The organism is uncultured Algibacter sp., from assembly GCF_947487605.1.
In the GTDB taxonomy this organism is placed as follows: Bacteria; Bacteroidota; Bacteroidia; order Flavobacteriales; family Flavobacteriaceae; genus Algibacter_D.
On sequence record NZ_CANKXK010000001.1, the window covers coordinates 16297 to 29264 of the forward strand.

11 protein-coding genes and 1 tRNA gene are annotated in these 12968 nt (G+C 33.6%); 5 read left to right on the top strand and 7 right to left on the bottom strand.

Going from position 1 to position 12968, the window contains the following annotated elements:
* Window positions 1–40: 40 nt before the first annotated feature.
* From Q0739_RS00100 to Q0739_RS00115, 4 genes are all read left to right on the top strand, one after another.
* On the top strand, window positions 41–382 hold the full coding sequence (locus Q0739_RS00100) for a PadR family transcriptional regulator (protein WP_298236659.1): 342 nt from the start codon (window positions 41–43) through the stop codon (window positions 380–382).
* Entirely contained in the window at window positions 379–2211 is a 1833-nt protein-coding gene (locus Q0739_RS00105) for a PspC domain-containing protein (protein ID WP_298236660.1), read from the top strand. The genes Q0739_RS00100 and Q0739_RS00105 overlap by 4 nt, the downstream gene beginning before the upstream one ends.
* A gap of 106 nt (window positions 2212–2317) precedes the next feature.
* The gene (locus tag Q0739_RS00110) at window positions 2318–3046 is read left to right on the top strand and encodes a head GIN domain-containing protein (protein WP_298236661.1); all 729 of its coding nucleotides are present in this window, start codon (window positions 2318–2320) and stop codon (window positions 3044–3046) included.
* Window positions 3047–3142: 96 nt separating this feature from the next.
* On the top strand, window positions 3143–3985 hold the full coding sequence (locus Q0739_RS00115; RefSeq protein WP_298236662.1) for a DUF2807 domain-containing protein: 843 nt from the start codon (window positions 3143–3145) through the stop codon (window positions 3983–3985).
* 139 nt (window positions 3986–4124) lie between these two features.
* Here the strand turns inward: Q0739_RS00115 and Q0739_RS00120 are convergent.
* The 7 genes from Q0739_RS00120 to Q0739_RS00150 all read right to left on the bottom strand — a co-directional run bounded on the left by Q0739_RS00120 (window position 4125) and on the right by Q0739_RS00150 (window position 12089).
* Window positions 4125–4199 (bottom strand) — tRNA-Pro (locus Q0739_RS00120).
* A 216-nt stretch (window positions 4200–4415) separates the two neighbouring features.
* A complete protein-coding gene (trxB, locus tag Q0739_RS00125; protein ID WP_298236663.1) occupies window positions 4416–5396 on the bottom strand; it encodes a thioredoxin-disulfide reductase in 981 nt (326 codons plus the stop codon).
* A gap of 452 nt (window positions 5397–5848) precedes the next feature.
* A complete protein-coding gene (locus Q0739_RS00130) occupies window positions 5849–7129 on the bottom strand; it encodes an alginate export family protein (RefSeq protein ID WP_298236664.1) in 1281 nt (426 codons plus the stop codon).
* Window positions 7130–7274: 145 nt separating this feature from the next.
* Window positions 7275–8102 carry an ABC transporter ATP-binding protein gene (locus Q0739_RS00135; protein WP_298236665.1) on the bottom strand — a complete coding sequence of 276 codons (828 nt, stop codon included), beginning with the start codon at window positions 8100–8102 and terminating at the stop codon, window positions 7275–7277.
* Between the two features lie 8 nt (window positions 8103–8110).
* Window positions 8111–8959: an ABC transporter ATP-binding protein gene (locus tag Q0739_RS00140; protein ID WP_298236666.1), complete on the bottom strand. Its 849-nt coding sequence runs from the start codon at window positions 8957–8959 to the stop codon at window positions 8111–8113.
* Window positions 8960–9460: 501 nt separating this feature from the next.
* Complete coding sequence (locus tag Q0739_RS00145; protein ID WP_298236667.1) at window positions 9461–10567, bottom strand: ABC transporter permease; 1107 nt, start codon at window positions 10565–10567, stop codon at window positions 9461–9463.
* A gap of 127 nt (window positions 10568–10694) precedes the next feature.
* On the bottom strand, window positions 10695–12089 hold the full coding sequence (locus Q0739_RS00150; RefSeq protein ID WP_298236668.1) for a CmpA/NrtA family ABC transporter substrate-binding protein: 1395 nt from the start codon (window positions 12087–12089) through the stop codon (window positions 10695–10697).
* Between the two features lie 472 nt (window positions 12090–12561).
* Between Q0739_RS00150 and Q0739_RS00155 the strand changes: the two genes are divergently transcribed.
* Window positions 12562–12933 (top strand): DUF4242 domain-containing protein, encoded by a 372-nt coding sequence (locus tag Q0739_RS00155; protein ID WP_298236669.1) that lies wholly within the window; start codon window positions 12562–12564, stop codon window positions 12931–12933.
* Window positions 12934–12968 lie beyond the last annotated feature (35 nt).

A 12968-nucleotide genomic window follows, 5' to 3' on the forward strand; every position in this document is an offset into this window, starting at 1 on the left:
GCGAATTACATTTTACTTCTAAAACAATAAAATACAACAAATGAAAATAGAAAACACAAAAGCACAAATGCGTAAAGGGGTTCTAGAATTCTGCATACTATCCGTGTTAAAAGACAATGACGCGTATGTAGCAGAAATTTTAGACACGCTTAAAGACGCTAAGTTGCTGGTAGTTGAAGGAACTATTTACCCTTTACTCACGCGACTTAAAAATGCGGGACTTTTAAATTACAGATGGGAAGAATCTACATCTGGACCACCAAGAAAATATTATGGTTTAACCGAAACAGGCAAACTATTTTTAAAAGAATTGAATACAACTTGGAGTGAATTACACAATGCAGTAACAATAGTAACAAGTCAAAAAACAACAAAAAAATGAATAAAACAGTCAACATAAATTTAGCAGGTATATTTTTTCACATAGATGAAGATGCGTACTTAAAATTACAGCGCTATCTTGAGGCTATAAAACGTTCATTTACCGACTCTCAAGGTCGATCTGAAATTATAGCCGATATAGAGGCCCGAATTGCCGAACTCTTTAATGACCGTGTACAAAACGATAAACAAGTTATTAGAATAAAAGAAGTAGACGAAGTTATTTCAATTATGGGGCAACCAGAAGATTATTTGGTTGACGATGAAATTTTTGAAGATGAACCTCAAACGTCATACAGAACCAAATCTGCACCTTCAAGAAAATTATTTAGAGACACAGATAACTCTTATATTGGTGGTGTATCCTCTGGACTAGCGCATTATTTAGGCATAGATTCCATTTGGATGCGATTGCTATGGATTATTCTTGCAATAGCTTCTGGTGGTACATTTATATTTATCTATATACTGTTTTGGATTTTAGTTCCTGAAGCAAAAACTACTGCAGAAAAAATAATGATGACGGGGGAACCTGTGAACATTAGTAACATTGAAAAAAAAATTAAAGATGGATTTGAAAGCGTATCAGATGTTGCCAAAAATGTAGGTGATTCTGTTGGAGCTGCAGCAAAAAATGTTAGTGATTCTGTATCAAATGCGGCAAAAAATGTCGATTTAAAAAAACCAGCAAATTCAATAAAATCATCATCAAAAACTTTTTTTGATACACTAGGCGATGTTATTATGTTTTTCTTTAAGGTCTTCGCCAAATTTATAGGTGTTCTTTTAATGATTATTGGTGCTTCTACACTAATATCCTTAATTATAGCTTTATTTTCTTTAGGCGTAGCAGACATAATTCATATCCCTGGCCTTGACATGTTAGACATTGTTAATGCTGGAGACACACCCGTGTGGCTAGTTTCTTTATTAACATTTTTTGCAGTGGGTATTCCATTCTTTTTCTTATTCTATTTAGGATTAAAGATTCTAATTAACAACTTAAAATCTATTGGTAACATTGCAAAATTCACCTTACTTGGGGTTTGGCTTATATCAATTATAGGTTTAGTGGTTGTTGGTGTGCGTCAGGCAAGTGAACACGCTATTAATGAGTCTGTAATTGAAAAAAACGAACTCAATATAAAAGCAAACGATACGCTTAGTGTAAAAATGATAACAAACGATTTGTTTGAGACAAATGGATATAGAAATAATGATTCTTTTAAAATTGCACATAATGAAGATGGCGAAAAGACTATTTATTCTTCAGATATAAGAATTATTGTTAGATCAACTTCCGACTCTATAGGGAAATTGATAATTGATAAAAATGCAGATGGAAGAAGTTACGAAACAGCAATAGAACGGGCTAAAAATATTAATTATAATTATACGATTAATGACAACGAAATACAGCTTGACTCTTATTTAAACACAGACACTAAAAACAAATTTAGTAATCAAGAAGTGGTTGTTTTCTTATATCTGCCTGAAGGCGCTATTGTAAACTTTAGCAACAACACAAAGTCATATTTACACTATAGAAGATATAATAATACCATTGTAACTTCTAGCGATGTAAATCAGTATTTAAAAATCCTAAATGAAGATATTGAATGTTTGGATTGCCCAGAAGAAGATGCGTTTGAAGTAGATGTCGATATTAAAAATGAAGACTCAACTCTAAAAATAAACAATGAAGGAGTAGAAGTTAAAGTAGATAGCACGAGTTTAAAAATAAACGCAAATGGTATAAAAGGAGAAACCGAAAATGTGAATGTAAAAATTAACGAAGAAGGTGTTTCTATTAAGTCTGAAGATAACTAACAATTCATCATAAAAAATCAACAGCTCAGATATTTATACTTTAAATTAAAAGTGATTGTATAGATATTTGAACAACAAAATAATAATCATCAAAAAACAAACAGTTATGACAACTTTAACCAAAATTATAGTAACCACCTTACTTAGCCTAACATTATTTTCCTGTAACTTCGATATAAACTTTAACTCTGGTGTTCAAGGAAATGGAAATGTAGAAACCGAAGAAAGGTTAGTAGACCAACCTTTTACAACAATTCATGCATCAGAAGGTTTAGATGTATATCTAACTCAAAGCAATGAAGAAAGTATCGCAGTTGAAGCAGATAAAAATCTACATTCACTTATTTTAACCGAAATTGAAGATGGGGTTTTAAAAATTCATACTAAAGAAAATATTGGAAAAGCATCAGCCAAAAAAATTCATGTTAGCTTCAAAGATATTTCTAAAATTGTTTCTACAAGTGGTAGTGATGTTCATTCAACAAACACCATTTCTGCAGAGCGTTTAGAATTAAAATCGACGAGTGGTAGTGATATGAATTTAGAGATTAATACAAACACCTTAGATTGTAAATCTACTAGTGGTAGCGATATGCGACTTTCTGGACAAACAGAAAATCTAATTGCAGAAGCAACTAGTGGTAGCGATATAAAAGCAGGTAATTTAATGGCTCAATCTAGCCAAGTAAAAGCCACAAGTGGTGCAGACATTACCGTAAATACATCTAAAGAGCTTACAGCAAAAGCTACTAGCGGTGGTGATATTAAATATTATGGAAATCCAGAAAAAGTAGATAAATCTGATGGCGTTTCTGGAAGCATTAGAAAAAAATAACAACAACTAATAACCAACTAGCTTTAAGCCATTTCAAACTTTATCTAAAGTTTGGAGTGGTTTTTGTTTTATATTTGTTATAATCAATTTATTATTATGACAAATAAAAAAATACTCTTTGCATTTCTTATGCCCCTAATGTTTTCTACCGCAGTAATGGCTCAAAAAGGAGAAAAAATAAAAGGTAACAGAAATGTTATTACCAAGCAAACAGATATAGATGCGTTTCATACCATTGCGTTAGATGAAGATTTTGAAGTAGAAATTATCTACAACAAAAATCCATCTGTTGAAATTGAAACCGATGAAAACTTACATGATGTTATTGAATTTCAAGTGAGAGATAGCGTACTTACTTTCAACAAAAACATGAGAATTGTTTCTAAAAAACGATTAAATATTCGAGTAGCTTACAACCATATTTTTAGACATATTAAAGTTTCTGATGATGCAGAAATAAATTCACTCACAACAGTCGACTTACAAAACGGAACCTTAAAAACTATAGGATCTTCAAAGGCAGCCTTAACAATTACCACAAATAGTTTCAATTTTGAGTCAAGTGAAAAATCTAAGGTTAAATTAAATCTCACAGCCGAAAGTTGCTCTATTAACATGTTTGGAAATTCAAAATTAGAAGCCCTAATTAATGCTCCAAATATAAAAGCTAGTTTGTTTCAACGTGCCGATGCGAATGTAGAAGGTGTAAGCAAAACTGCAGATATTGATTTAGATAATAATGCACGATTTAATGGAAAAAACCTCACTATTTCTACTTGTAATATTATTTGTGAAATAAACAGTGATGCTTATTTAGAAGTGCTAGACGATATAACTATTGAAGCTGCGGGATCTAGCTCTATTTATTTATACGAGAACCCTAAAATTATTATCAACAAACTTACAGATACTTCTAAGCTTCAAAAGAAGGTTAAGTAGTTAATTTTGTAGATATGATAGGATTTTGATAATCCTAAATAAACCCTCAGTGCAAATAAAGCTTTGCTTTATTTAAAAATAAAAGCTTCACTTTTCTTAAGAAAGTAAACTTTCTACAAAAACCAAAGCTTTTATTTAGTCGGGATGACAGGATTTGAACCTGCGACCACACGGCCCCCAGCCGTGTACGCTAACCGGACTGCGCCACATCCCGAAATTTCAATAAAATTAGATATCTAAATATTAGTCTTGTGGTTTCTCGATTATAACAAGATATAACTATGGTACAGTTTATCTTGAGCGAAGTCTAAAGACCACATCCCGAATTAATTTTTTATAATTTCAAAGAAAACACTTTTTAACTTATTTGCAAAACGCAAAAAAAGCCAAAGTAATTCGCTTTGGCTTTATAATGTTTACATCAATTTACTTAATTATAAGTAGATGTTGAAACTTCAAATGTAGAATCTTTAGCAGCAAGGTAACGCTCTGCATCCAAAGCAGCCATACATCCAGTTCCTGCAGCAGTAACCGCTTGCCTATAAACATGATCTGCAGCATCACCAGATACAAAAACGCCCTCTATATTTGTTTTAGATGTTCCTGGTACATTAATAATATATCCCGTTTCATCTAAGTCTAAAAACTCTCTAAAAATATCGGTGTTTGGTTTGTGTCCAATAGCTACAAAAAAGCCTGTAGCTGGTATTTCGTGTTTTTCATTTGTTTGATTATTAAAAACTCGCACACCCGTAACTACCTGTCCATCACCTAAAACCTCATCTGTTTCGGTATTAAATAAAATTTCAATGTTTTCGGTATTTTTAACTCGTGCCGCCATGATTTTAGATGCTCTAAATTCATCACGTCTTACCAACATAGTCACTTTTGTACACAACTTAGACAAATAATGAGCTTCCTCACATGCAGAGTCTCCAGCTCCAACAATAACAACTTCCTGATTTCTATAGAAGAATCCATCACAAACGGCACATGCCGAAACACCACCTCCTAGCTTTAAATATTTTTGCTCAGAATCCAAACCTAAATATTTAGCAGAAGCTCCTGTTGAAATTATTACCGTATCAGCATGAATTTCTTTAGTTTCATTCACCCAAACTTTATGAATATCACCAGAAAAATCTACTTTAGTAATCCAACCATCTCGAACATCTGTTTCAAAACGCTGTGCTTGAGCTTGTAATTGCATCATCATTTCTGGTCCTGTGACACCCTCTGGATAACCTGGAAAATTTTCGACTTCATTGGTAGTTGTTAATTGACCTCCTGGTTGAGTACCTTGATATAAAACTGGTTTCATATTGGCTCTGGCGGCATATATTGCTGCCGTATAACCTGCTGGTCCTGAACCTATAATTAAACATTTTACTTTTTCTATATTTTCTACCATAATTAATTCTATTTGTAAAGCAAAAGTAGAATTTTTGATAGAAAACTTACATATAAGTTATTAACACTTTGCTATGACTTCATATTAAAAATCTATTGTTTTTACAATTTTGTATGTTTCTTTCGTAAATCATTGTAAATCAACAAATCTAGTACGCTATAAGAACAAATTTATTTTCAACCATAATGCTAATAGCAGTTATTATTTCTTATAATAGCTCTAATGTTAAAAACTGAAGTTGCTTCATAAGTACCAAAAAGATGAGGCTGTCTAAAAAGTAAGTTCGTTGTCATATTGAACTTGTCGAAATATTTTTAACTTACTGGGTAATCAGTTTCGACATGCTCAACCTGAAAAATGAAATTATAAAGACTTTTTATACAGCCTCAAAATTTATATAGTTTATTAATATATTAATAAACTATATAAATTTTAATTAACTTGACTATTTACTACTTATTATTATTTAAAAACTTAGGTTTTATAACTAACATAGCCCATGCCCAATTTTGAGAATCTGCTGCTGCACTTTCAGCTACACCTTTAAGCTCATACATACCATCACTTGGGAATAGATGAGAATATCCAACAACTAAAGCATAACCTTTAAATGCTTTCTTATACACAATATCTACTTCTGTTCCTAAAGATTTTTCGCCACTAGGCAAATCTTGCTCTCCACTAAAGTTTAAAGCTTTTACCATAAGGCTAGATGTTGCGTTTAACTTAAAGTTTGCACTTGCATGAACATCGAAAAGACCTATAGAATTAGCATGGTTTCCTACATAGAAGTAATCCATGAATCCATTAAACTTATGGTTAGTACCGTATAATGGGAAAAAGGCACCAGTTTTTGTTGGGTCAGTTTCGTCATTTCCGCTAATAATTTCTAGTCCTGCTCCTAAAGTAACTTTATCAGACGTTTTAAATGTTAAATCAAGTCCTAACAAAGAAGCACTAACATCTTTATACGATGTTCCATAAATAGCTTCACCTGTTTGTAAATAAATATTTGCAGCTACACCAAACGCACCATTTTTATATTTTAAATGTGTACCTATAGTCTGCAAATTAGCAACATCATTTAAACCAGCAGCATCATTTTGAAATCCATTATTCATTAATAATAAACTTCCTGAAAAGTTTTCCCACGATTGACTTAAATGTGCCATTTGCATGGTCTTATAAGAGAAGAATCCTGATGTATTATATACATTGCCCGCAGAAATAAATCCCGTTGGGTTTGAATAATCTTGATTAAATGCTAATGCTACATCCAAAGCAAACTTGTCTTTTTTATACCTTATAAGTCCAGCATCATGGTTACGCCCCTGTTGCGCCCAATCTAAACCACCTAAAATACGTTGGTCATCATAAGATAACACCTGACGACCTAATTTAGTTGACCAACCTTTCCCTAGATTCAATTCTGCCCATGCTTCAAATACTGCAAAAGAATTATTTTGGTCATAAGGTAAAATTTGTCTGTTTTCACCCCAAACCAATACATCTTGAAAACTCACATAGAATTTATATGCATCAACTTGATAACCCGCATTCAGACGTATTCTAGTTGAAATACCAAATCCTGGTTCTGCAGCTTCTGGAATTATACTTCCGAAACCGTTACGATATTCCGTACGTGGTCTAAATTCTCCATCTAATGTAAACTGCGCTTGTGCAAATTGAACTATCAATGCCATCAAGCCTATTAATACGTATTGTTTTCTCATTTTACTTGTTTTTAAGTTTGAATTAATTTTGAGTTTTAAATTGAATTTTATGTTAATATTTGGTTGTACTTATTCGTTACTTATAAATAACCTAGTTCTTCTTAGGCTAAATTTCACTAATAAATTCTCTATTTATACCTCGTTCTTAATGCTCTAAGAAGTCAATTAAATGTTTTCTATACTTATAATAATCATTGTGCTCTAATACTGCTTTTCTGGTTCTGGGTCTTTCAAAATCAATATCAAGAACATCACCTATTTTAGCGCTTGGTCCGCTAGTCATCATTACTACACGGTCTGCTAAAAAAATCGCCTCATCCACATCGTGTGTAATCATTACCGCAGTAATTTTTTCCTTATTCCAAATCTCGATTAGAATATCTTGCAACTCCCCGCGTGTTAAAGAATCTAACATCCCGAAAGGCTCATCAAGCAATAATACTTTTGGTTTTATAGCAAAGGCTCTTGCAATACCAACACGCTGTTGCATCCCTTGAGACAATTCTGAAGCGCGTTTATTAAATGCATCTTCTAAACCTACCTTCTGTAAGTAATATTTAGCAATGTCATTACGCTGTCCTTTAGTAGCATGAGGAAACACCTGATTCACCCCTAAAAGCACATTCTGTAAAGCCGTCATCCAAGGCATTAAACTAGGCGCTTGAAATATCACGCCTCTATCTGGTCCAGGGCCTTTAATATGCTTTCCTAAAACAGAAATATTACCGCCCGAAATCGGATTCAATCCAGCAATCATAGATAACATGGTTGTTTTTCCACAACCAGAATGTCCAATAATAGTTACGAATTCCTCTTTACGTATTTGAAGATTCAAATCCTCTAAAACCACATAATCGCCTTTTGGTGTTGGATATACCTTCTTTAAATTCTTTAAATCAAGCATCACATCCTTAGAAGGGAAACCAGCTATTTCAGGAATAATTTTTGTTTTATTTTCAATTATAGTACTCATCTTAATGCTTATTTAAATTGATTAACAAAATCTTTTGGAGTTAATTCAGGTAACACATATTCAGTTGTAGCCTGCGATTTACGTTCATCGCCAATATCCATTAAATACTCTATAATGGCATTTCTCGTTTCCTTGAAATTTTTGTTATCGTTCATTTCTGTTTTATCACGCGGGCGTTCAATATCAATTTTAAACTCAGGGCCTAAAGTTGCATTTGGTCCTGGACGCAACGGAATAATACGATCTGCCATATAAATCCCTTCATCCACATCATTGGTAATTAACAATGCTGTACGCTTATCTTTACCCCAAATGTTTAATATTTCATCTTGTAAATTTCCACGAGTTAAAGCATCCAAAGCACCAAGCGGTTCGTCCATAATAATCATTTCAGGTTTCATCGCTAAAGCCCTTGCAACAGCTACACGCTGGCGCATCCCTCCCGATAATTCTTTCGGGCGTTTATTAATCGCAGGCGTTAAACTTACCATTTCTACATAATCAGCAACAATAGCGTTCAACTCCTTTTTACTTTTCTTCGGAAACGCTTCCTTCACCGCCATATACACATTCTGTCCAACGGTTAACCAAGGTAATAACGAGTAATTCTGAAAAATCACCCCACGCTCATGGCTAGTCCCCTGTACAGGTTCTCCCTTAAACAAAACACTACCGCTAGTTGGTTCAAGCAGGCCATTAATCAAGTTCACTAAAGTCGTTTTTCCACTCCCAGTAAACCCAACAATCGCAACAAACTCACCCTCTTCAATCGACAAATTAATATTCGACAACACCTCGGTTTCATTCCCGCCTTGTCCGTAAGTTTTATAAATATTATTTAATTCTAAATAAGCCATTATACTTCTGTTTTTCGTTAATTCACTTAGTTGCTTATCCTAATACAGTTACACAATTAAACATTTAAACTTTATTTTTTTGGGCGTTACCTTTTACTCATACCTGCCAGGTTTTTTAAAACCTTGCAGGATCGCAAAAGGTCGGGCTTTCCGTTACAAGTCCTCGCTTCTGCGCTAAGGCGCAAAAGCTGTGGGCTATCCACTACAATCCCTAACGCGGGTTAATCTGCAATGGCCAGTTTTAAATAAGCAGTTATTTTTTTCTAACGCCACTTAAGTAAAAACCCACCCCTAACCCCTCCAAGGAGGGGAACACTCACTCTTATATTACTTTCTTTATTTGTAAAATAAACTTTTCAGTCTTTCATCATTCTCTCCAAAAACATGCTAACTTCAATCTTCAATCTTCAATCTTCAATCTTCTATCTTCCGTCTTCCGTCATTCTCCACAAACAAGCTAACTTCTGTCTTCCATCTTCAAGCTTCCAACTTCCAACTCCTCTATATCGCTCCAGTCTTATCAAAACTCACCCAGTTCTGTATCGTCAACATCAATCTATCTAGCAAGAAACCAATGATACCAATCACGAACATGGCTACAATAATTTTTGCATTCGAGTCGTTTGCACCATTTTGGAATTCCTCCCAAACAAACAATCCTAACCCTGGACTTTGTGCTAATAATTCAATAGCAATTAAAACCATCCACGCAACCGATAAAGTAATCTTCAACCCAGTAAAAATTAAGGGTAAAGACGATGGTAATACGACTTTAAATATCTTTTGGAAATTCCCAAGCTTCAATACTTTCGCTACATTAATATAATCTTTATCAACACTAGATACCCCCATAGCGGTATTAACCAAAGTTGCCCACATAGAACATAAGCCCACACTAATAAACGAAATGGTAAACGAGCTATCCTCGTTAGAATCTATCAACAGTGTTTTTACAATCATAAACACCAATAAGTACCAAACAACGGGCGATACGGGTTTAAAAATCTGAATAAACCAATTAAATGCACTTTTCAACGTCGGGCTCAATCCAATAAATATTCCTAAAGGCACCGCAATAAATAATGCCAATAAAAATCCAGCAAAAACCGTTTTCAAACTTCTAAATATCTGATCAACAAACGATGGTCTTCCTGTATATGTAATCGCATCTTTACCTTCAGCTAGACGTTTTTCATTCAAAGCAGCGGTTTTTTCAATAAATGCTGCTTTATCTGCACTAATAATATTATGATCTCTTAACAAAGATTGGTACGAGCTCCAAACCTGACTAGGCGATGGTAAGGTATTTGGTTGGCAACTAGAATCTCCAGATTCTATACAAGTACGCAATGCTTCAGCTGCAGCTGGACCTTGATCATTTAAAGCTTTTTCAATTTTAAATTCAGCTTCAATGTCATACAAACTCTTAGAGCCCATATGCCAAAGGCCAATAAACAACAATACAGAAGCTAGTGGCACAACCACTTTGCGTAGAAAGTTTATATAATCTTCCTTTTCTAGCTTCCCTGTGAATAAATCTTTAAAGGTGCTTAAAAAACCTAACCCCATAAATTTGGTTACTTTTCCTAATGTTATACTTTGCTTCATCGTTATCTTGTTTAGTGTTATGCTTTGTTTGAATAATTTTGTCATTTCGACAGAGCGAGGTACGAGTGACGAGAAATCTCATAAGTAATGAGATTCCTCCTCATACTTCGTCGGAATGACAATAAAATTATTGTACAGCCTTATCCTTATTACCAATTTTAAAACTATTGATATATGAAATAGGGTCTTTGGCATCATACGAAGTACCATCAATAAAATCTGCAGTTGCTGGTTTGTATCCATCTGTTGTTGGAATATCTGCCGCAGGAATATTTCCTTCTTCAACTAATAATTTTGCTGCTTTAGTCCAGATATCTGGTCTGTAAATATCTTTAATCGTATTAGCATACCAATCTGCTGGCTTCGTTTCAGGAATTTGTCCCCAACGTCTCATTTGTGTTAAAAACCAAATACCATCAGAATAGAAAGGATATGTAGCATTATACTTGTAGAATACGTTAAAATCTGGCATGTCTCTTTTATCTCCTTTTTCAAATTCAAACGTTCCCGTCATAGAGTTTGCTAATACTGCTTCTGGCGCACCAACATACTGAGACATTGCTAATATTTTCACAGCTTCTGCTCTGTTGCTTGGTTCGTCTAACCACTTCCCTGCTCTAATTAATGCTTTAGTAACAGCAACGGCGGTATTTGGATAGTCTTCAACAAATTTCTTTGTCATTACAAATACTTTCTCTGGGTTATTTTTCCAGATATCGTAGTTTGTTGTTACTGGTACACCTATACCTTTAAAAACCGCTTGCTGATTCCAAGGCTCTCCAACACAGTATCCATAAATAGTACCTGCTTCAAGTGTTGCTGGCATTTGTGGCGGAGGTGTAACAGATAATAAAACCTCAGCATCAATTTGTCCTTGAACATTATCTGCTGTGTACATTCCTGGGTGAATACCCGCAGCAGCTAACCAATATCTTATTTCGTAGTTATGTGTAGAAACTGGGAATACCATACCCATTTTAAAAGCTTTACCAGCATTTTTATATTCAGTAATTACTGGTTTTAAAGCTTCTGCTTTAATTGGGTGGATTGGTTTTCCATCAGCGCCTTTTGGTACATTTGGTTTCATTTTGCTCCAAACATCGTTTGAAACCGTAATACCATTACCATTTAAATCCATAGAGAATGGTGTTACCAAATCTGCTTGACGACCAAAACCTGCGCCTGCAGCAATAGGCTGACCTGCTAACATGTGCGATCCATCTAACTGACCATCAATAACACGGTCTAATACGTTTTTCCAGTTTGATTGTGCTTCAACAGAAACAAACAACCCTTCATCTTCAAAAAATCCTTTTTCTTTAGCAATCGCTAAAGGTGCCATGTCTGTTAATTTGATAAAACCAAATGTTAATTGTGGTTTCTCAATATCTAATGCTTTTGTTTTAGATGTTTCTGCAACCGCAACTTCGGCTACTTCTTTCTTTTTGTCTTTCCCTCCGCAAGCAAATAGTAATACAGCTACGGGTAAAATCCAAGTTGTTCTTTTAAGTAGAGTTTTCATATTTTTGTTTTTATTGATTTTTAATTGTATTGTGTAACCTTAGAAACTTAAACTAAGTATTTATACTTATACATTGCAAATATATACGTAGTATTAGTTTCAATTCATGGAAATCTCCATATTGAAACCTCTTTTTAAAACATGTAAAAACCTGTTTTTTAGCAGGTATTTATTATAATTACTTGTAAATATGAATTATAGGATTACTTAAGTAGTTGCATCAGAATACGTAAAATGAGTTTTAATTTAGCTGCTGCCAATATTATTTTAAACAGCTAAGTGACAATAATCCTTACTTTGTAATTAAATAGTTTAAAAAACCGATAAGGTGCATTAATGTGCTCCCATTTTTTTCATTCCCAACATATTAAAAATTGTATTGAACCAAAATTGTGATTTTTTGGACTAAAAGCATAATTGATTGATTATAAACTGTTTTAGTTTTGAAGTATTAACAATTAAATCATTTACAATGAAAACAATCAAATTAGTATTAATCCTAATTGTGTTTACGCTTAATTATACCCAAGCACAAGAAAATCAAACCACAATTAAAAACAATGACACTATGAAAACTTATGTAATTGAACGCATTATTCCGGGAGCAGGAGACTTAACGGCGGAACAACTAAAAGGAATCTCTCAAACATCGTGTTCTGTTATAAAAGAAATAGGACCAATAATTGAATGGCAACATAGCTATGTTACTGGCAACAAAGTTTATTGTGTTTATAAAGCAATGAATAAAGAACTAATCGAAGAGCATGCTAAAAAAGGAAACTTTCCTGCAAATTCAATAAGTGAAGTAGCAGCAACTATTAGTCCAGTAACAGCAGAACTATAAGTTAAAACTAAATAAACAAAATGCTACAATATTAT